Here is a 21,748-nt window from a genome sequence, read left to right on the forward strand (position 1 = left end):
GGTTTAATGTGTTACGATCAAAGTGTGCCCTTCGATATTGCATTGGATACCGACCTCCCGAAGCGTTTCGATGACCTGAGATAATGTCAGGTCTCTTCCTACCTCACCGAAGAATTTTGCTTTCGGCGGGTCTCCGATATATCTTATTTTAATATCGTACCACCGTTCGAGCTGTTTCATGACCTCCTCCAACGATTCGTCCTGGAAATTAAAGAGCCCGTTCTTCCAGGCCATTATTTTCTGTATATCGGCGTTCCTTATCAGCTGAATTTCGCCATCCTGTTTTACCCGTGTTTGCTCTCCGGGTTTTAGGGGCTGCACATGGTCGGACGTATATAAGCGTACGGCCCCCGTCAATAAAGTAGTATTGATAGTCGCGTCGCCAGGATACGCTTTAACGTTGAAGCTTGTTCCCAGCACTTCGATCTCTGTCTTATCATTCACTTTTACTTTAAACGGTTTTGCCGGATCCCCGGCAATTTCGAAGTATACTTCGCCGGTGATAGTTACGGGACGCTCTTTACCGATGAATGCTGTAGGGTAAGTAATAGATGAAGCTGCGTTAAGCCAGGCTCTGGAGCCATCAGGCAGCCGGATACTGAATTGACGCCCATTTGGGGTAGTCATTGTATTGAAGGTCATTGCACTGGCATTGCTTGCATTGTAGGCAAGGCTGCCATCTTTCAACAAGACCTTCGTGCCCTTCTGTTCGGCCACCGTGCCATTGTCCATGCTGTCCAATTTCACCTGGGTTCCATCGGCGAGGGTAAGGATTGCCCCCTCATGGCCAGGGGCTATGTCTGTACTAACAGCCACGTCCTGGTGCTGCCTCTTACCGGAGGTCCAGAAGTAGGCGCCGATGGCAAATAAAATGATGACGGCTGCTGCATAGCGAACCCATGCCATTCTGAGAAAATGGATGCGATGTGCAGGCTTGGGGGCAGCAAAAACTGCGGTGTGTATATTTTGCCAGACCTTATCCGCTCTTTGCCCTTCGGCAATGGATGAAGCCCGCATTTGAGCCAATTCCATATGAAGGCGTTCGCCAATAAGCGACTCAAAACGCGGGTCTTCAGCGGCTTTTAGAAAAGAAAGCAGCTCTTCTTTAGACAGACGCCGGTGGTGAAATCCCTCTAACAGCCGTATGAATTGGTCTTCGGTCATATATATAAAGACGAATGATAAAGAATAGAGGGGGACAACAACTTAAAAAAAAGTAGAAAAAGTAGAAAATCGTCTGTCTGGCCGGTTTGGGACAGAAAAAATGCCCTGATCGATCGTATGGCCCGACCTATATGTTCTTTCACCGTGGACTTTTCGACTTTCATTTCCGTTGCGATCTCGTCATAGGTTAGTCCGTTTTCGCGGCTTAGCTTATATGCCATTCGTTGCTTTTCAGGCAAATTGCTGATGGCCTGATGGTAGATATTTGCATATTCCTTATTTGTCAGGATGGATTCCGGTGAGATGTCTGATTGATCGAACACCTCTTGTAAGTATTGTTGATATCGCCTGGAAAGTCTGCTCTTCCGGAAGCGATCCTGATATTCATTGCGGGCGGTGACAAAGAACCAGCTCATAGGATCTTCCATTTCATTAAATACCTGGCGTTTCTCCCAGGCCTTGACGAACACGGCCTGTACGATGTCTTCTGCATCGATGTTCCTATTGGTGTACTTGAACATAATAAGATACAACTGATCAAAATACCGCCGGAAGAATTCGGAGAACGCATCCTGGTCACCATCGGCAATACGTCGAAGCAGTTCGGTTTCATTATATGGTTGACCTGTAGACAATCAAGTATTTGTTGAATTGTTTTTGAAACTTGTAAAAGTCAAAAGAAGGAAAGGTTGGTGGTATTATGAAAAAGCCAGACGAGCGGCCGGCAGGGTGAAGGTAAAGAAAAAATAACTATATTTATTTTAAAATACGATCACCTATAAGGGTCAATGCGCGCGCACCAGATCAGGCCGGCCTCTTGTTTTTCGATGGTGGGACTACAGCTGAAACTTAGTCCCATACAACCCAATCCAAGGGCTGATAGTTCCGGTCAATTGACAAACATGCCCTCCGACAATTTAACAAGGCGATTCTTTATATATCCGAAGACTCCATTCAAAATGCCGAAAATGTCCAGGCGGAGATCCTTTGACAATCTGATATCAAGAATGTTTTCTCCAAGCTCCCTGCAATATACCAATGGACGTTTCCTGCGTCGATGTCGCGGGGAGCCGCCAGCCATTTTTATCTTTCCTGGAAAAGGGCGAACAAAAATAAAAAGGCATCCGGGCCGGAAAAATGATATTATTCAGGGCAATCGCTGATTCATATCATGCGTAAGGTTTTCCATTTCAACTAGCTTCCCTATTAAAATTATCAATATGAAAGCCCATCTTTCCAAACAAGAGCAAGAAGTATTTGGCGCAGTAAAATATCAGCCCGAGGTTTCCATCATTCTGCCGTTTGAGCCAGCCATTTCATTACAGACTGAGCTGCATCATCAACTGAAAATTGCAGTGGGGAAGGTCGAATCGCAATTATCAGCAAACTATCCTAAAGACAAGGCCATGCTTGTGATCGGCAAGCTTAGGGACCTTGTCCAAAACATTAAATTCGATGCCAGCAAAAAAGGGTTGGCTATATTTGTTTCGCCCCTCATAGAAAAGCTATTTTACTTCGATTTTCCTGTAAACGAAAAGATCGTTATCGGCGAAACATTTGCGATCCGGGACCTCATCTATTGCAAAAAGCAACTGATCCAATATCTGGTGCTTCAGCTGAGTGGCGAATCCTCAAAAATGTACCTGGACGATGGCACTAAGTTTGTTCTTCTTAAGTCCGACATCCCCCAGAATATTCATGCATTCGAAAGAGACATGCCGGAGAAAGTCGGGAAATTCTCCGATCCGGAAGACCATAAAGAAATTCTGATAGATAATTTCCTGCACCATTGCGATCAGGGGCTTACCCTGATCTTGAAATCATATCCACTGCCCGTGTTTGTAACTGGAACCGACAGGGTGCTGGGGCATTTTAAAAAGATAACCCGGAATCCAAAAAGCCTGGTCGAATTCATACCCGGGAGTTACCTGGCGGCTTCCGAAGCTGAGCTCCGGGAGGTGATTCAACCTTACCTAAAACACCGGCGGGAAATCAGGGAGAAGGCTTTACTGCTGCAAATAGAGGAAGCGCTCAGCGAGAAAAAGCTGGAATCCGGCATCAGGCAGGTGTGGCAAGCAGCCACTCATAAGAATTGCCGTTTGCTGCTGGTCGAAAAGGATTTCATGTATCCTGCTCGCCAGGGATCTCAACCCGATAGCATTTACAAGGAAGATGTCGGCTCGAATAGCCCATTTTACATAAAGGACGCTGTAGATGGTGTAATAGAGAAAGTGTTGGAGGCCGGGGGAGATGTTGAATTTGTCAGCAATGGAGCACTGAAGGATTATGAACGTATAGCCTTGATAAGGTTTTATTAGTCATTTTTTGAATGACTGGCTAACCGTAGGTAAGGTCGGTGCTTTGTCCTACTTCGATAATATAGCCGTCCGGATCACGGATGTAGCAGCGGATCTCGCCATACTTGGGTATCGGCTCCGTAATGAACTCGGCCCCTCTACTTTTCCATAATTCGTAGCATGCCTGAATATCCGCAACACGGATATTCATAAAACTGTTGATATTATCAGGTTGGGGAACGCTGAGTGTCACCGTCGGCTTGTCGGGAGTCGGCCCGCCTCCAACGTTCACAATGAGCCAGGTATTCGCGATCTGGAGATACGCAGGGGCGCCGCTGTTGTCGCCTTTGCTCAGCATACGGGCGCCGAAAACCTTTTCGTAGAACCGAGCCGATCTGTCGATGTCGGCAACGGTAAGGAAGTGTGCGACGGTGAACCCCTCCCGGGGAGGCATCTCATAGCTCTTCTGCTCCACCTGGACGGGATTTATTGATGATCCCAATTCCGATGCACGGTGTTCATCTGTTGATGCTGGTTCATTTGTATTCATACCTGCTGCCGATTAGTTGGTTAGATTGAGGAACAAAAAGAAGCGAGAATTGTTCGATGTATATAACCGCCCGACCTCCCCGAGTCCTTACGGGCGAACGCGGATGATCGTCTTACCCTTAATCCGCCTGGTCGGATTGAAGGTAGCAACGGCGTCGTCGAGGGTAGCCATGGCGCCGATGTGGGTCCGCAGGCGTCCTTCGCGCACCCGCTGGACGACCTCATTCAATTGCATGCGATCGGGCACGACAACGAAATCGACCGTTATGCCGTTAGCGGGCCGCGCTTCGGTCGGGCCGGCGATGGACACCAGCGTTCCTCCGGCGCGAATCAGGCCAGCAGAACGCTGCACAATGTCTCCGCCAAAGACATCCAAAACCAGATCGACTCCGCCCACGTCTTCCAGGGCATCGTGGTCGAGGTCGACGAACTCCTGCGCCCCGAAATCGAGCGCCGTCTGACGGGCGTCCGCGCGCCCAGTGCCGATGACGTATGCGCCAGCATCACGTGCAAGCTGTGTTGCCATCGAACCGACTACGCCGCCGGCACCGTGCACCAGGACGCTCTGCCCTGTACGAAGGCGGCCGTGCTCGAACAGCCCCTGCCAGGCGGTGAGTCCCGGCATCACCAGGGCCGCGCCAACCGTGAAGTCAACGTCGCCGGGCAGCGGCGCGAGGTTGCGTGCCTCTACCACTACATACTCTGCCAGCGTGCCGTCGCGGGTCCAGTCCGTGAGCCCGAATACCCGTTGTCCCACCGACAGACCCGTTGTGCCATAGCCAAGGGCGGTGACCACTCCGGCCACTTCGTGGCCAGGGATCGACGGCGTCCTGTCACGGCCGAGGCGATCGGTCCAGGTCGAGGGCCACGTCAGTTCATCCCCGGTGAATCCCGACGCATGAACCTGAACAATGACATCGCCGATCGCTGCGCCCTGGGGCTCTGGCCGCTCCGCTAATTTCATCCCGGCTGTTCCCGCAGCCTGATCTGTTACAATGATCGCCTTCATAGCACACCTCCCTTTTTATTTGATATTAGGATAAAATTAGATCTTAATTCGGTTACTATGATGGGCCAATTTCAAAATATACAGGGGGCCAGGCGCCTCCATTAGAATTTTCGGGTTCCCAATTCAGGTGCGTTTTTTCAAATGTTTGCAGACTAATTCGGCTATCTTTTACGTTTCAGAAAAGTATTCCTGCTGATCCAATATAGACTGTAAAAACCTTTTGTTGATATGACCGATCGCCGTGGCCAGGTATTCAAGGCCATTCTCACCGCTTTCCTTTTTCCGATCTCGTGCTGTTTTGGAGCCATCCGTTACGTCAATATAAATAACCCCACACCAGGAGCAGGAACATCCTGGGCGACCGCCTTCAATAATTTACAGTCGGCGTTGGCCGTGGCCGGTACTTTTGATCAGATATGGATCGCCCAGGGCACCTATAAGCCCGCCAGCCCTGCCGGCCGTTCGGCAACTTTCAGCATTCCGGGCGGTACTACGATATATGGCGGATTCAACGGAACAGAGACGGCCAACACACAGGCCAGCCCGACGCTGTATCCTACTATTCTCAGCGGCGATATCGGCATACCCGGCAATGCATCGGATAATTGCTATCACGTCGTTACATACAATGCCAATCTTTGGATCGGCAGCTTCCATGGGGTCACGATCCGGGATGGACAGGCAGATGCCGGCTCCAGTTCCCTTGCTCAGCCGGATAATACGGGTGGAGGGGTCGTCTTTCTTTCTGCCAATCCGGGGGATGCATCCGGTACAGATTTCTATAATTGTACATTTACGAACAACTATGCTTTTTATGGCGGCGCAATTGGCTCCTATGGGATTTCCGCCCTTCAGGTCAATTACGGTGCAATAAACTGCCTTTTTCACGACAACCAGGCCGTATATGGCGGCGCGGTGTACAATACGATCGTTGCGACAGACTATCTTTATGTTTTCGAAAACGACATCTTCTACAATAACACCACTTCATCGGGAGGCGCCAGCGTGTTTGGGAACGCTGTCACCAACGGCACATCTACGGAGTATCTACAAATGGAGAATTGCCTTTTTTATAATGAAGCCGCCCCCATATTTACCAACGATTTCAACAATTCCGCATTTAGCAGTATTCAATTTGATTACAATATTGTCTGGACGTCAGGGCCCCCTTATACCTCGGGATATTCGGGCGGCAATAAACCTCTCGCAATGTACAATTCTGATATTGATGGGACGTTTCCGCCCGGGAGTAACATCGATGCTGACCCGTTGTTTGTAAATGTCGCCGGATACGACTTTCACGTGTCTCCTTGTAGCCCTGTGATCGACCAAGGGTCAACTTTTGCGCAAACTACGACCGATGCTGGTGGAAATGCAAGAATGCAGGGACCTGCTGTAGACATAGGGCCATATGAAACGTTGAAAGGAACGGCAGCTGTCGCTCCAGGCGTCAATACCCCGATCGGTATTTGTCTCAATAGCACTCCGTCCGATCTGAGCGGCGATGTCACCGGCAGCAGCCTGCTCTGGTACACCTCCGCCACCGGTGGAACAGGCTCATCCATTGCCCCGACGCCTGTTACGACGGCTACAGGTACTACCCAATATTATGTTACTCAAACGCCTGCCGGCAGCTGTGAGAGCCCCCGCCAGGAAATAGACGTCACCGTCAACCCTCTGCCGGCTAACCCCACCTATACGGCCCCTCCTTCCTATTGTGTCAATTCCCAGGCGAATGCGCTTTCCGCCAATGGCACCAGTTTGCTCTGGTATACTACGGCTACCGGCGGCTCCGGCAGCCCGACCGCCCCAACACCCAGCACCACCTCCGCCGGAACAAACACTTATTATGTAACCCAGACGGTTAGCGGCTGCGAAAGTCCGCGTATGCCCATCCCGGTTACAGTCACGCCGCCGCCTGCCGCGCCTACGGCCGCGCCTCAATTCTATTGCGAGAACACTACGGCCACCCCGTTGACCGCTAACGGCACCGGCTTACTTTGGTACACCGCAGCTGCGGGCGGCACCGGCGCCTCCACCGCCCCAACCCCCAACACTACCAACCCCGGAACCACCACCTGGTATGTCTCGCAAACCATCGGCTGCGAAAGCGCCCGTACACCTGTAACAGCCACCGTCAATGCCAGTCCAGAAGTTTCAATCGATCCCGTCAATGATTCTGTGTGCGCCGGCGGTACCGTCAAACTCCAGGCGAATGGCGCCGAAAGTTACCAATGGAGCCCCGTCGCGGGTCTTTCCGATCCCTCCATAAGCGACCCCGTTGCAGTAATGAAATCGGATATCCTTTACACCGTCACCGGCACTACCGATCACTGTTCCACCTCAGCGCAAGTGGCTTTGACCGTTGGCACCGACTGTCTCGGCTATTATTTTCCCAACGCCTTTAGCCCCAACGGCGACGGTGCCAACGATCTCTTCCGTGTCAAGACCGGCGACGTGCCCAGGTCTTTCAATATGATCGTGTTCAACCGCTACGGAGGGAAGGTATTCGAAACCTCAGACATCCGCGCCGGCTGGAACGGAACCAGCGGAAGCAACCAGGCACCGGCAGGAGGCTATGTCTATACGGTGGTGCTCACGACGTCGACCGGAAATGTCATCAAGCGGCAGGGTACATTGATCCTGGTTCGTTAGCAAAAATAAAAGCAGACATTTCAAAGACCTTCGCTGTCCCGGATGAAAAGGAAAAAGAGGAGATTCGGGAATTGCATGTGGATTATATTCCCCAATTGCTTCAAATTCCATCTCGTTAACACCCAAACATATTAGGAATAATATTTGCCTTGATACCATTGGCTTTTAATAGGATATTGGATTTTAGCAACGGCCTGGATGTCTATCCGGGCTATTTTGTATAGCATGTAGCCGTCTTGGAAAACAGCTTTCTTTCCACCTTGAGCAAATCTCTCGTATCGCAAGCCGTTAATCTTAGGAAAAGCTTTGACCTGGAACAAAATTTGCGTTATATCTATGTTGCCCATCTTCCAGTTTGGCAATCTATTTTATCGCCTCCACCTATTATCCAATCCTGTACGATAGCCCCTCTTTTTTTCTGTCTTCGTTGATTTTACCCATACGAGCATGGCTTTATTATTATTTATATCATTATTCACATTTTAACCCGATTTAAATGAAAAAGATCTTTAGGAAGATTGCAATGGGTGCATTAATTCTGGCGCCGTTGATGTTTGCACCTCACATCAGCAAGGCCAATATCATTTCTGACCTTGTCCATTGGCTCAAGGGAGACAAGGATGACAAGGGAGACAAGGGTGACAAGAGAGAAAGGAAAGAAAAAGACAGAGACAGCTCCGGCAACAGCGTTCCTGTAAATGGTGGCGTAGTTTTCCTGGTAGTAGCCGGGTTGGGACTGGGCACCAAGATGCTGTACGACTACAACAAGAAAGGCAAAACCGAACCTACTTCGATATAGAAGGTAGCGCTATTGCCTCCACAGCACTCGCTCGCGCAAGATAACGATGCACTTGCCGGATCACGACGGAGCCTTCGCCGACCGCGGCAGCAACGCGTTTTGAAGATCCTGCTCTCACATCTCCAACAGCGAAGACACCGGGTTGTGAAGTTTCAAAAGGGGACATTGGATCGGTGACGATGTAGCCATTCGGATCCAACCGGATATAGCCCTTCAACCAGTCTGTATTGGGGACCGCCCCGATCATGACAAATATATTTCGAACGGGTTTGGTCCAGGAGCGCCCGTCAGCGCTTCGCCATCCCACCTTCTCAAGAGATTCATGCCCCGTAAGCGCTGTTAATTCCGTATCGAAATAAATTTGAACTTTCGGTGAGGCCTGCAGGCGTTCAATGAGATACGTGGACATTGTGCTGGAGAGGTCTTTTTGCTTGACCAACAGATGGACTTGAGCGGTGGTCTTGCTCAGCGCGGGCTTTATATTAACTATTCAACAGATCTAAAATCCCCTCATCCCTGATGATCATCATCCCTTGCCGGTCCTCCGTAATCCCCTCCTTCATTTTGTAAGTATACAGGGGATGGAGCCCATCCATCACCGTGGGCATGTAGCCAAAACGGATATTTGACCTCCCTTTCAGCGCCTCCCCCACTTCAATAATATGCGTAGAAACGATAAAAAGGCAATTCCTGTATTCCGAGAACCCTTCGGTCACCGCCAGCGTCCCGTCAAATGCGTCTTTCACGTTGGTCCCCTTAAACAGCTCGTCGAACATCAGCAATAGCCTCCTGCCTTTCGCTGCCGCTTCGGCGGCCCTCTTCACCCTCACCACTTCCGCATAAAAATGACTATAGCCCATCCCGATATTATCCGCGACGTTGATCGACGAATAGAGCCCCTCTCTCACCGAGAACTCCATCCTGCCGGCAGCAACCGGAAAACCCATATGCGCCAGGTACAAGCTTACGCCGATGGCCTTCATCAGGGTGGATTTACCCGCCATATTGGCCCCGGTGAGAAAGAGGACATTCTGATCCCGCCCCAATTCTATACTATTGCCCACCGCATTGCTGACGCAAGGGTGGAAAACATCGGTGACCGAGAAAATATTTGCTTTTTCCGGCAAGGCTTTGGCATAACAAAATCCCCTCCTTCCGGCAACTTCGCTTACTGCTATATTGACGTCCGTCTCGTAAACGAACGACAGGATGGATTCCATTTGCGGGTAAAGCTTTCCCTTCAGGACCGTATCAAAAAAAGCGATAGTCCGGGAGGTCAGGTCCTTATAGATATTCGTGTTGCGTATCTTTTCTATCGCCTTTTCCGAGAGGATCTTCTTTATCTCAGTTGACCTCATCCCAAATGAACAACCCTGGAAATCGTTCTTTTGCACAAAATCGAAGCACTTGTTCAGGAGCAGTATGGTGGCCTGCAGCCCCTGTATATTCCTTTTGAACTGCTCATCTCCCACAAGGGAAGAGAGCATCCTTTTAACCACGGTATTTGCATAAACCAACACCGGGTATTTCCCCGTCCTGGTATCGAGGTACTCGCGCATCAGGATTACCTGCTGTACATCGAACGGGAATTTCAGATCTGCCCGCTGAAAATGCTGGAAGACCGCGCTCCGATCGTTGATCGCGTCCGCGTCTGCCAGCGGGCGCCTGAACATATCATCGAGCAACCGCTCCCCTCCCCTTGTCCTGGTATTGCCGAACAGACCGTATACCGAACCGTTGCGGAACTTACCCAGCAGATTCAGTTCTTCCAGCGTCTGCTTGTCCATAGTAAACGAGGTACTCATAGTCTTATTTGGTAAAAATAGTTTCAAGTTTTTTATCCAGGTCTTCGCCTCTGAGACTCAATGCGATGATCCTGCCGGTGGGATCTATAAGAAAGTTCTCGGGGATGCTCTGGATCCCGTATAGCTGCGCCGCTTCGTTGTCCCCGCCCTTCAGATCGCTGACCTGTGTCCAGGACAAGCTGTCTTTCCTGATCGCCGTCAGCCACGCGTTCTTCCGGGACAAGTCATCCAGTGATACGCTGAGTATCTCCAGCCCCCTGGAATGATATTTTTTATACGCTTTCACCAGGTGGGGATTTTCGACTCTGCAGGGCATACACCAGCTGGCCCAAAAATCCAGCAGTACATATTTCCCTTTGAAGCCGGAGAGGCTGACCGGTGCTCCGCTGGTATCCGGCTGCGTAAATAGCCTGGCCGCTGCGCCTACGGACGTGGCCTGGAGCATTTCAATTTCTTTAGCCGTCTTTTTTCCCTGTCCGCTGGTCTGCAGGCCGGGGGATACCGTTTTGTACAACGCATCCACCCTTGCCGCATCTGCTTTGAGGAACACCAGGTTGGAAACCGCCAAAAGGCTGAAATAGGAAGAAGGATGCTGTCCGATATAGGTGGTCAACGCTCCCCTCAGCTCTTCCCGTGCATCCTTCATTTTCTGCTGCAGCGATGCCTGAACGCCGGGATCATTTTGCTGCTCCGCGGGAATAGCGGCGATCTGTGTCTGCAAGGCCGCCGATTTCTTTGTATTGCTCTGGATAAATGCGGTGTACCTGGCGCTCTCGTCATTGATAGCCGACCCGCTGATAACAGCTTTTTTTGCCGAGTCCGCCGATGAGAGCGTCATTACTTCGTTGTCCACGTAAAATTGGGTGAAGTCTGCGGTTTGTTGGTTCAGCCGGGATAGCCCTACGCCGCCCTGGTCGAGTATGAGCGTGGCAGATACGGGCTCGTCGACCGTCCCCTTGAACCCGAACTCCCCGTTGGTAAGCGCTGCCGAGTCGACCAGCGATCCAATAACGAGATAGACTTTGGCCGGCGCATTCCACTTGCCCAGCTTACCCTTTATTTCAAATCCCTTGCCCTGGGCCTGGAGGCAAAATGGAAGACCCATTAAGATCGAAAAGCAAATTTTTTTCATGAGACTTTATTTCCGTTTTTCAAAATTTCGAGTATCCCTTCATTTTTTATAATGATCATCCCGTGTCTGTCGTCGGTGACGCCTTTTTCCAGCTTGTAGGTATAGACGGGAACATTCCCCTGCATCCGTGTCGGAAGATAGTGAAAGGCGAAGCCGGCCGTTCGTTCCAGGTCCTTTGCCGCCTCTACAATATGAGAAGAGATGATGAACAGGCTATTCTTCCTGCGGGAGAACCCGGAAGCGACAGCCACTGTGGCTTCATGAGCGTCTTTTACGTTGGTGCCACGGAACAGCTCGTCAAACAAGATAAAAAAGGACTGGCCGGTGCTTAGTTCGGACGCTATTTTTTTCACCCGTAAGACTTCAACATAGAAATGGCTCGCCCCAATGCCCAGATTGTCTGGCAGATTTATCGTGGTGTAAATTCCATCCATTACCGAAAACTGCATCGACTTCGCAGGAACAGGGAACCCCATATGCGCCAGGTACAGCGCCGTACTGACCGACCGGAGAAACGTCGATTTTCCGGCCATATTCGCACCGCTGAGAAAAATGACATTGCGGGAACCGTTCATGGTAATGCTATTGGCAACCGGCGCCTTTATGCCGGGGTGGTAAACGCCGTCCAGATGAAGTTCTCCCCGGCCTTTTTCCAGCGTCGTGGGAAAAATAAAATTCATATCCCGGGCGATACGTGCTACTGAAATGTACACGTCGAGGAAGTACATATACTCCAACAGCTGTTGTATCTTATCCTGCTCGGCTAACCTGAACAGGCTGTCATAGGCGGTCAGGGCGCTGAAGCTCAGGCGATGCCCCGGCCGCTCCACAAAGACAGGTGCAAAAGCAGGGTCATCCAGCAGCCCGCACAGGTCGGCCCTTTCCCGGGAAAGGGCTGGAATGCCCCTCACCTCAGGAAGGTCCACAAAGGCCCTCGTTTTCTGAAAAATATCCAGTATGGCGCCTACGCCGCTTTGCATTTCTTTCTCTCCCATGAATGCAGGACCGCTCTCATTTTTGGCTTCCTGTCGCCTGTCGGTGAGATATTTCTCCGCGGCGTCCATCAGGGCAGCATCGTAGGGAAACCGGATATTGGACCTTGCAAAGCTCTCGATGATGCTGATCCGCCTGCTGATGGCATCCCTGTCGGACAGGGGTTTGCGGAACATTTCTTCCAATACTGCCGCGCCGCCCCGGCTGTTGACCCGGTGGAATAGCTCATAGATGCTGCCAGTGCCTTTGCTTCCAAAGATCCCCAGGTCGCTTATTGTTTGTTCGTCGGTTCTTAGTAGCATAGGTAAACGCTATTTTCTCTTTCTCCTTATCAGTATTATTGTCCCCGCCAGCAGGATCAGCGCCGGCACGATCCATATATAAACAATTCTTAGAGCAGCAGCCCCTTTTGGACCGATGTACAGTAAATTGTCTTCCGCGGACGGTCGCGGCGTATAGATAGGGAATTGGTTATCGCTGAGCCAACTGTAACAGGAAATAAGAAAGTACATACTTTGAGCTACCCGCATATTGCACATAAAGTCGACGTCGCCGAATACTAAAATGCGCTGTTCTTTATTGCTGATCTTTCTCGTAAGTTGCAGGCCCGTTGCAAAGCTCCCTCTCACGTCACCCTCCTCTGTGGCAAAGACGGGCGCCGCCGAATCCAATACCAGCTTGCCTTCTTTAAGCCACGATACGTTGTCGGAAGTCAACATTAAAGGGCTTATCCTGAACAGGCTGTCTTTGAATGACACTGCCGTCACGCCGGGCGTGCTTATCTTTAAGGTGTCGTCCGTATCATGGCTCAAAAGCAGGCGCTTAAATTTCGTCAGCGTTTTGTCTTCTGAAAGGTATGCAGCCGCAGGCGTAAGATAAGGCTGCACCTTTTCGGGTGTTTCATTGAATGACGGCTGTATGATCTGGCCCGGCATCAGCTGAATATTCAGCTCGCGCAGGAGGGGATTGAGCACTTGTTGCTTGCCTGGTTCACCATTGATCAGCATATTCCCACCACCCGCGATGTATTTTTTGAGTTTGACGATCTCCAAAGGCGTCAGGTCCACTTTCGGGTCTGCCAGCACCACCGTAGTTATATTGGACGGGATATCCTGGGTGGACAAATTGATGGTGTCTGAAACGAATCCTATGTTAATCAGCGCGACCCGTTCTGCTTTCGCCAGCGAATGCCTTTGGAATTCTCTTTCCCCCGTCTTGTAAATATTCCGTTCTAATCCACCCGTTACAAATGCTACCCTGGGTAGACTGGCCTGCAATAATCTCTTAAATGCGGCATTCAGGTTCACTTCACTCGGCCAGAAATCGGGGTCGTCGAAAGTACGCACAAACTCCGTTCTCCCCTTATACTTTAGCCTCATCACCAATCGGTAGCCCTCGGGGTCCAGGTCGATCTCTTTATGCATTTCTTCGGGCGATTTGAACAGAGATATATCCTGATCGGCGCCCGTGGCCATTTCCGAAGCAATTTCCTTTAAAGTCTTACCAGGGAAATTCTTATAGACCATACTGTCAGTGGTCCCCGCATAATAGTAATTGAAGACGGGATCATAATCGTAGTAGTATTCGTATTTGAATACTATATCGGGCTTAAAACGGAGGTATTGATCCCAAAGCTGCGATAAATAGAGATTGCGCGCTTCAGGCACTCCCCTGACAGCCGTGCCCATATCCAAAAGATTGGTGTACAACGTCACTTCAAGCGGGCCATCTTCCAGCTGTCGAAGTATATTCTGGGTACGCGGATGGATCGTGTTCACATTGCACGCAGTAGTGTCCCAGTACCCGGTGAGACGGGGGCGCGAGCTCACATAGCCGATCAATAGACCCGACACGGCGACCAGGGCATACCTCCCCGCCTTTATCCACCAGGGTCTTGTCTCCCTGTCCCCCTGCAGCCTCAGGATGGTAAAGGCCAAGAACATGCACATGATGATCAGAAAGTAAAAGACGTCTTTTGTCGTGATCAGACCGCCCACCATCTTCGCCGTGCGTCCCTGGAGCGACAGAAAATACGTCAGGTCCCTGACAAAATCATACTTTTGCCACAGGCTCCCTATATGTGAGAGTATGAATATAATGGTGAAGGTGCTGATGGCCGAAACGATCTGATAAGTCGTGAGGCTCGACATAAAGAGCCCGATCGCAGAATAGGCGCAAACCATCAGGTAAAACCCGAGCATGGCGGACAACAATAGTCCACCGTCTATCGATTTGACAGTGACCGCTGTGGTGGCGATGAACAGGCCCAGTACGGCTGCCAGCACCAGGTTATACACCAGCACCGCCAGAAATTTCCCAAAGACGACCTGTTTCAATTTTACCGGCGACGAATAGAGCAGCTTGATCGATCCATTATTGATCTCCCTGCTGATGAGTCCCATGGTCAGCAATGGGATGAACAGGTAAACATTCTGAAGAACATTGGCAAGCAGACCGTCCTGGCCCAAAAAGAAAGCCATTGTAAGGGACGTATCTCCAAAATTCTTCCACTTTGGATTATTCCTTAACAGAATATCCTGCCAGACCGCATAGGGTCCAAGAGCTGCCGAATAGTATATGGCACATTGTATAAGAAAGATCAGCGTCAGAAACCACGCTACCGGCGAATAGAACATGTTCCGCAATTCGTTCTTTGCTATTTTGAAAGTCATTATCAGTATTTTTATTTGGTCGTTTGTTGGGATATTAGTTTGAAAATGTCATCGAGCTCTCCTTTGTCGATGCTGATCTCCTGCAGGCGCCAGTTACCGGCAACACTGGCCGCTATTAGTTTCTCTGTGATCTCACTGCCGCCATCAAAATAGATGCGTAATTTTTTGTCCGTTATAAACTCCATGCCGGCGACACCCCGTACGCTGAATAGTTCCTCTTTCGAAGGCGGGTTTTCCATCCTGACGACCACCGATCTTGACTGGATATAACTATTGAATGAATCCATACTGTCGGAGAATACTACCCTGCCGGCCTCTATCATGATGATCTCTTTACAAAGCAGGTTGACTTCGGAAAGCACGTGTGACGACAACAGCACCGTATGTTCTTCGGCAATTTCCTTTATTAATTTCCTTGCTTCGATCAGCTGGTTGGGATCAAGCCCGTTGGTAGGCTCATCCATTACGATCAGCCTGGGACGATGGATGATGGCCTGGGCGATCCCCACCCGTTGACGGTAGCCGCCCGAAAGATTTTTGATGAGCCTCGAGCTCACCTGGGTGATGCCGCAGCGTTCTTTTACGTCACTCAGCGTCGGCCTAATTTTGTCTTTTGCCACCATCCGCAATTCCGCACAGTAGATAAGATATTCATCGACGGTGAGGTCGGTGTAGAGGGGTAAGGTCTGTGGCAGATAACCGATCTTTTTCTTGGCCTCTTCGGGATGTTTTCTCAGGTCTATGCCATCAATAAAGACATTTCCTTCGGTGGGGTTCAGTGTGCCGCAAATAATGTTCATGGTCGTCGACTTGCCTGCTCCGTTGGATCCTAAAAGTCCGATGATGCCGGTGCCTTCGATTTGGATCCCAATGTCATGTATAGCCCATGAACTGGTATATCTATGAGAAAGATGCTCCGTTGTTAGTATCATATTTTCTATATAAAATGTTTTAGTAGTTGTTGATCATCAGAACCGACAGCGCCTTGTCGCCGGACCCTCCCGGAACGCCCAGCAGCGCCAGCGTCGTGTTCCTGTTGCGCCAGATCTTTGTGGGATTAAACGGGTCTGATTCAGCATTGTTGATCCCGTCCGCCGTATAGGTCGCGAGTAAAGTTTCCGTGGCGGCGTCCCTGAACTCAAAACTGTAGCTGGCGATATCGTGCGTTGCAGGATAACTGGTGAACGCCGTGATCCCTTTGTAAGACAGAGTGGCCACTTCGCTGCCATTAGCCTTTCCAAGCAGGTTGATGCTGACGGGAGCGCTGTTGGGAGAAAGGTTGACAAACCGGATGGCTGCCACGCTGTCGGATACGGGATGAGGCGGCAGCTGGTCCGCGACAAACAAGGTGTCAGGCGCGTCGACCGTACCCGTCAGGAAAAGGCTGTTGATCGATCCCGCCGGCAGCGTAAGGGTCAGGTTGAACAACGGCTTAGCCTGCTGCAGCGTATCGGGGTACTGATACAGCGCCAGCTTCTGTATGCCGGAGTATGACGACAGCTGATTATTGTCGCCGTAATCGGCGGTACTAAAACTATTATATGCAATCTTATCGGCGCCCGAAAACCACGTGATGGCTCCTGTCCCCGAAAAATCGGTGACCAGCGGCGCGCTCCCCACCACTGCGTTGATGATCGTAAGGGAGGACGGCGACGCAGGCATTGGCTGTTTGGAGCAGGACGCGACACTTAGCGACAGCAAAGCGTACAGAAAGAGATCTTTAATTCGCATAATCAATAGCCGGTATTTTGAGTGAGATAATGGTCGTTGAGGATCTCCTGGGTAGGCAGTGGATAAAGCAGCTGATAGTCTCCCTTCCACGGCTGTTTTACGGCGATGGAAGAAAAGACGGCAGATGTCTGCCGGGTTCTTTTCAGATTGAACCAGCGATGGCCCCATTCACAAAAGAATTCCGTTTGCCATTCCTTTGCAATGGCGGTTGTAAGGTCGGACGCCGACAGATTGGCCGGCAGGCTGTTCAACCCGGCCCGGTGACGCAGGCTGTTCAGGTCGGCGATCGCCGCATTCGCCCCTCCCGGTCCGCCATTTGCCGCCGCCTCTGCCCGAATAAGGTATAGCTCTGCCAGTCTCAGTACCATATAGTATTCGGAAGCAGCTCCGCCCACCGAATAGTTATAGGTGCCCGTTTTATACTTATAAGGAAAATAATAGGTCGCAGCGGGAATACCGGGATCAGCCATATAATCTGTGCTGTCTATCCAGTTGGTTCTTCTCCTGTCACCGGGCTCAAATGCATTCAGCAGCTGACTGGTCAGCGAGGCAATAGGGGGCCTCCCGGTATGGAGAGGGTTTGGCAGCCAGAACGAACCCTCCGGCGTTGCGTTACCCAGATTGGGGATGGACGTATTTTGCTGTAGCTGCCAGATCGCTTCACTGCTGGTGGTCAGGAATACATTGTTAAGGTCCGGTTCCAGGTGATAGAGATCGACGTGGTCAATTACCGAGCCGGCCTGAGCCGATGCGTCGCTGTAGTCGCCGGTGTAGAGATAAACCCTTGCCAACAAGGCAGTAGCCGCCCATTTATTGGGTCTTACCCGTCCCCCTACACTGATATAATTGTCTGGCAAAGCGGCCTGAGCGTCTTTCAGGTCCTTTATGATCTGCGCATATACGTCGACTTGTTTGGCCCTGGCCAGGTTGGCCGTCTTATTAAAATCCGTGGTCAGCACCAACGGGATATCACCGTAAAAGTTGGTGAGATAGAAATGGCAGAAGGCTCGTATGCATTTAGCCTCACCCGTAAGCTGCCGTCTCGTACTGTCGGTCAGATCCGGAGAAGTGGAGGCAGCTATCCCCTCAAGGACTGCATTTGCGCCGTAGATGCCGATGGAATAGGCACTTGCCCATAAGGTCGGGATATAACTCTGGTCTGCCAGCTTCGCCGTTAGATTGTTTGCCGATAGCTGAAACAGCGCATTATTCGCTGTAGTCGTCTGCAGCTCATCGGCGGAGAGCCCCGCAAGGATCGTGGTTAATCCGTCACTGAATACATTGGTGGCGTAATTGCTGTTAGCTATGCCATACGTTCCGTTGATGAGCTGGGTATACACCCCAGCCATGGCCGATGAGGCGGTAGCGTCTGTGTCAAAGACTTTCGTGATGGTAATGCTGCTGGCCGGATCCGGGATCTGTATCATTTTTGAACAGGAAGACAGACACAGGGCCAAAAAAAGGACAATCGTTGATTTATTTTTTCGCATCGTTAATCCCGTTAAAAGTTAATAGATATATTTCCCGTGATGGTCCTGACGGGCGGCATGACCCCAAACCCGGAGGCGAGCGGGTCAGGGCCCCTGAATCCTGTTATGACGAAGACGTTTTGACCCTGTATCGAGAACGAGCATCCTTTTACTCCCATCTTCTTTATCACCGGCTGCGGCAGATCGTAGCCCAGCGAAACCGTGCCGAGCCGCAGATAGGAGGCATCGGCAATAACACCGTCGGAAGCCGCGAAATTATAGTCGGAACTTCCGGGAGCAGTCGTGAACCGGGCGTAGGCTGCGTGGTCTCCCGGCTTTTGCCAGTGATCGTTATAGACTACGGTCGAAATATTGGCGGGGGATCCCGCGCCCGAGCCCAATAGGGCGTTGTACGTTTTTTGCCGGGCATAAGTGAAAAACAGGCTAAGCCGAACACATTTATAATTCAATTGGGTGCCGAACCCTCCCGTATACCGGGGGGCATAATCTATGACGGCATTCCGGTCGTCATCTGCCGTCCCGGCTATGACAGAGCCATTGAAAGTTATCTTCCCGTCATGATTGAAGTCCTGGTAGGTGTACCGACCGGTGAGCGGGTCTACGCCCGTATAATGAAAGGCAAAGCTGACAGCAGTAGGCGCTCCCACCTTGTACAGCGTTGCATAGGGCGAGCTGGCCAGGTTTGGAAACGCCAGTAACCTGTTCCGGTTTATGGAAATATTGAAATCGACCGACCAGCTGAGCGTTTTCGTTTGAATAAGGACGGCGCGGATGAGACTCTCCCAACCGGAATTTTGAACCAGCGCAGGGAAGTTGGCTGTGACGCTGGGGAAACCGGTGAGGATCGGGGTGGTATAGGGCACCAGCTGATTGCCCGTGCGTTCGCGATAATAGGTGACCGTCAGGTTGATCCGGTTGCCATCAAAAAGGCCCAGCTCCAAAGATCCTTCCAGTTTCTTGTTGACCTGCCACTGAAACAGGGGATTGACAGCATGGATGCTGACCAGGGGAGAAGCACCGTCGTAGGCAGGGAGGCCGGACATGGAGGAGCTCGAGGAGCTCCACTGTGAGATGTATTGATAATCGTCCACGCCGTCGCTGCCCGTAACACCGTAGCTGCCGCGGAGCTTTAAATAATTTGTCCAGGAGGGCAGTATCTTTTTCAGCCATTTTTCTTCGGAGGCTATCCAGGCGAAGGCCGCAGAGCCAAAGTTCCCAAATTGTCTGCCCGGTCCAAATCGGGAGGAGCCGTCCCTTCTGGCGTTGAGCTCCAGGATATACCTGTCGTACAAATTATAATTTATGATGCCGAATACGCCGAGGATCTTTTTGAAACCGTCGGCATCATAGTCTGCAACGTTGGGGGCGGCAAGGATCGAACCCAGCAAAAGGTCGCTGGTGTATCCATAGCCCAACTGCCTTTTTACGTGGGTTGTAGTAGACTGAAACGTTCCGCCTGTCAGTAAGCTCAGCTTTCCGGGTCCTATAAGCGCAGTGTAGTCCAGCTGCGGTTCGATGAGCCAGTTTGAATTGTTCGTTGCACCGAAATAAGCCTGACCCGTAGGTTTTAACAACGGATTTTGTGCGGTGATCGGCGTAAGTGAACTTGCGCTTGTATGTGCATCGTTATACCCCAGCCTCGTCGAGAATACCAGGTTGTCGAGTATTCTGTATTTCAACACGAGATCCGTATTCAGGTTGATCGTTGACGAAGGGGTACGTTGCTGAAGGGCGCCAAAAGGAAAATTGATCAGCGGGAAAATGGGGTTCATTCCCTGGTTCCATCCATCCCAGTTCAGCGCTCCCGTCTTTGAAAATATCGGCGGCGCATTGGGCGGCAATGCGCTGGCGTTCGGGCCTGACGGAATGCCGATCACATTGATATCATTGTAGGCAAGATTAGAGGAAAACAACAGGTCCAGCTTCCTGTCGGCGCTATGGTAACCGATGGACGAGTTCAAAGTCGCTCTTTGCGTAGCGCCGGACTTTACCGTAATATCCGACACACGAAAATACCCGCCTCTGAGGCTGAACGTCGTTGGACCGCTGCCGCCGGATAGCGATGCCGATACCTGGGTGAACTTGCCTGTGCCGCCAAAAGCGGCCCTCTGCCAGTCGGTGTAGCGCGTGGTATCCCATACAAGCAGGTCAGGGGCCGTCAATGCCGAGGGGGTGATGGCGTCATTGCTGAATGCTTCCCGGCGCATCCGGAGATATTGGGGCGTATTCAGCATTTGCCAATAGCGGGTGATGGTATTTATCCCCTGCTCTACTCCAAGATTGAATTGCGTCCGCCCGGGTTGCCCTTTCTTTGTGGTGATCAGAATTACGCCCTTTGCCCCCCGTGAACCATATATGGCCGTGGCCCCTGCGTCTTTCAGCACTTCAATGCTTTCAATGTCCTTCGGATTGATGCTGAATAAAGGGCTTTGTCCATTTGTAAAACCCGGAACACCCTGGTTAAAACCGAGGGCGCCAAGGGCATAACCGCTGCCGCCCGAGACTTCGAGGACGGTGAGCGGAACTCCGTCTACCACATATAAAGGTTCGCCCGTAGAAGAAGGGTTCAGGTCGCTCCTCCCTCTCAATTCCACTTTTACAGGACTGCTGGCATACCCCGAGATCGGTGTGATCACCAGCCCTGGCACCCTGCCCTGCAGCGCGAGTAAGGGGTTGGAGACCGGTTGTTTTTCTATCTCCTCCGAAGTCACCCTTGCGATATCTCCCGTCGCCAGGCGCCTGCTCGTCCTGCCATAGGCCGTTTTAATCACCTCATCCATCTTGTCGACAGCGTCCTTCAGCACCACTTCAAGATAACCCGAACCGGGAACGGCCATCTGCTGGGTCCTATACCCGATCATGCTGATGGCAAGCGAGTCCTCCCGCCTGATCTTTCCCACTACGAACTCCCCTTTGGAATTGGTCAGGGCTCCGCTGTTTTTATGAATGATCATGACACTCGCCCCTTCCAGCGGTTGCCCAAGCTTGTTCCTGACCTGTCCCGATATCTTCACGAATGGGGATGATAAGAACATCGCACCCGGAGATTCGACTGGCCTCTTTATGGACAGTGTTATCAGCTTACCTACCAGCGTATACGTGAGCGGCTGGTCTTTGAACAGCAGCTCCAGGGCCTTTTCAAGAGGCATTTCCTTAACATCGATCGTTATTTTATTGGCCATGTTCAACAGGTCGGGATTATAAAAGAACGTGTAGCCCGTCTGCTTTTTTATCCGTGCAAACGCCGACTTTAATGAAGCATTGGTTGCCTTTAAGCTCACATTTTGCGAAAATCCGATGGTTGACCTGGTCAAAAATAACACGCCCATCAGGGAGGTGATCGTCAGCTTTCTCATTAGCCGGCGTCTTGCTGAAAATTTTTTGCAGAAGCTGGTTAGTACCATTTCTAGTTTTGGTTTTTGAATTGGCAATAGTTACCCGTCGTTCGGAAC

Annotated in this window: 16 protein-coding genes; 3 read left to right on the forward strand and 13 right to left on the reverse strand. The window is 51.1% G+C overall.

The features are described from left to right. Positions 1-3: 3 nt before the first annotated feature. Positions 4-1,164, reverse strand: coding sequence for a FecR family protein (locus Q4E93_RS05650; RefSeq protein ID WP_303583297.1), 1,161 nt, complete (start codon positions 1,162-1,164; stop codon positions 4-6). Next, positions 1,161-1,799 carry an RNA polymerase sigma factor gene (locus Q4E93_RS05655; RefSeq protein WP_303583298.1) on the reverse strand — a complete coding sequence of 213 codons (639 nt, stop codon included), beginning with the start codon at positions 1,797-1,799 and terminating at the stop codon, positions 1,161-1,163. Before Q4E93_RS05655 ends, Q4E93_RS05650 begins: the two co-directional genes overlap by 4 nt. A 585-nt stretch (positions 1,800-2,384) precedes the next feature. Here Q4E93_RS05655 and Q4E93_RS05660 point away from each other — a divergent pair. Beyond that, entirely contained in the window at positions 2,385-3,482 is a 1,098-nt protein-coding gene (locus Q4E93_RS05660; RefSeq protein WP_303583299.1) for a baeRF3 domain-containing protein, read from the forward strand. 19 nt (positions 3,483-3,501) lie between these two features. Here Q4E93_RS05660 and Q4E93_RS05665 read toward each other — a convergent pair whose 3' ends face one another. Both Q4E93_RS05665 and Q4E93_RS05670 read right to left on the reverse strand, forming a co-directional pair. Next, positions 3,502-4,011 carry a VOC family protein gene (locus Q4E93_RS05665; protein ID WP_303583301.1) on the reverse strand — a complete coding sequence of 170 codons (510 nt, stop codon included), beginning with the start codon at positions 4,009-4,011 and terminating at the stop codon, positions 3,502-3,504. An 87-nt stretch (positions 4,012-4,098) separates the two neighbouring features. Next, the gene (locus tag Q4E93_RS05670) at positions 4,099-5,019 is read right to left on the reverse strand and encodes an NADP-dependent oxidoreductase (protein WP_303583304.1); all 921 of its coding nucleotides are present in this window, start codon (positions 5,017-5,019) and stop codon (positions 4,099-4,101) included. A 228-nt stretch (positions 5,020-5,247) separates the two neighbouring features. Here Q4E93_RS05670 and Q4E93_RS05675 point away from each other — a divergent pair, with 228 nt between their 5' ends. Next, a complete protein-coding gene (locus Q4E93_RS05675) occupies positions 5,248-7,674 on the forward strand; it encodes an Ig-like domain-containing protein (protein ID WP_303583306.1) in 2,427 nt (808 codons plus the stop codon). A 496-nt stretch (positions 7,675-8,170) separates the two neighbouring features. Next, positions 8,171-8,473 carry a hypothetical protein gene (locus Q4E93_RS05680; protein ID WP_303583308.1) on the forward strand — a complete coding sequence of 101 codons (303 nt, stop codon included), beginning with the start codon at positions 8,171-8,173 and terminating at the stop codon, positions 8,471-8,473. Here Q4E93_RS05680 and Q4E93_RS05685 read toward each other — a convergent pair. The 9 genes from Q4E93_RS05685 to Q4E93_RS05725 all read right to left on the reverse strand — a co-directional run bounded on the left by Q4E93_RS05685 (position 8,460) and on the right by Q4E93_RS05725 (position 21,652). Beyond that, positions 8,460-8,963: an NAD(P)/FAD-dependent oxidoreductase gene (locus Q4E93_RS05685; protein WP_368501865.1), complete on the reverse strand. Its 504-nt coding sequence runs from the start codon at positions 8,961-8,963 to the stop codon at positions 8,460-8,462. The two genes, Q4E93_RS05680 and Q4E93_RS05685, sit on opposite strands and share 14 nt — an antisense overlap. Further along, on the reverse strand, positions 8,956-10,278 hold the full coding sequence (locus Q4E93_RS05690; protein WP_303583309.1) for a MutS-related protein: 1,323 nt from the start codon (positions 10,276-10,278) through the stop codon (positions 8,956-8,958). Before Q4E93_RS05690 ends, Q4E93_RS05685 begins: the two co-directional genes overlap by 8 nt. Before the next feature lie 4 nt (positions 10,279-10,282). After that, the gene (locus Q4E93_RS05695) at positions 10,283-11,410 is read right to left on the reverse strand and encodes a TlpA disulfide reductase family protein (protein ID WP_303583310.1); all 1,128 of its coding nucleotides are present in this window, start codon (positions 11,408-11,410) and stop codon (positions 10,283-10,285) included. Next, positions 11,407-12,705 carry a MutS-related protein gene (locus Q4E93_RS05700; protein ID WP_303583312.1) on the reverse strand — a complete coding sequence of 433 codons (1,299 nt, stop codon included), beginning with the start codon at positions 12,703-12,705 and terminating at the stop codon, positions 11,407-11,409. Before Q4E93_RS05700 ends, Q4E93_RS05695 begins: the two co-directional genes overlap by 4 nt. A 9-nt stretch (positions 12,706-12,714) precedes the next feature. Then, positions 12,715-15,075 carry an ABC transporter permease subunit gene (locus tag Q4E93_RS05705; protein ID WP_303583314.1) on the reverse strand — a complete coding sequence of 787 codons (2,361 nt, stop codon included), beginning with the start codon at positions 15,073-15,075 and terminating at the stop codon, positions 12,715-12,717. Between the two features lie 11 nt (positions 15,076-15,086). Then, the gene (locus tag Q4E93_RS05710; RefSeq protein ID WP_303583316.1) at positions 15,087-16,007 is read right to left on the reverse strand and encodes an ABC transporter ATP-binding protein; all 921 of its coding nucleotides are present in this window, start codon (positions 16,005-16,007) and stop codon (positions 15,087-15,089) included. A gap of 19 nt (positions 16,008-16,026) precedes the next feature. Continuing rightward, the gene (locus Q4E93_RS05715) at positions 16,027-16,806 is read right to left on the reverse strand and encodes a DUF4397 domain-containing protein (RefSeq protein WP_303583318.1); all 780 of its coding nucleotides are present in this window, start codon (positions 16,804-16,806) and stop codon (positions 16,027-16,029) included. 2 nt (positions 16,807-16,808) lie between these two features. After that, the gene (locus Q4E93_RS05720) at positions 16,809-18,233 is read right to left on the reverse strand and encodes a RagB/SusD family nutrient uptake outer membrane protein (RefSeq protein WP_303583320.1); all 1,425 of its coding nucleotides are present in this window, start codon (positions 18,231-18,233) and stop codon (positions 16,809-16,811) included. Positions 18,234-18,307: 74 nt separating this feature from the next. Beyond that, a complete protein-coding gene (locus tag Q4E93_RS05725; protein ID WP_303583322.1) occupies positions 18,308-21,652 on the reverse strand; it encodes a SusC/RagA family TonB-linked outer membrane protein in 3,345 nt (1,114 codons plus the stop codon). Positions 21,653-21,748: the final 96 nt, after the last annotated feature.

This window comes from Flavitalea plasmicola (assembly GCF_030546645.1).
Classification (GTDB): Bacteria; Bacteroidota; Bacteroidia; order Chitinophagales; family Chitinophagaceae; genus Puia.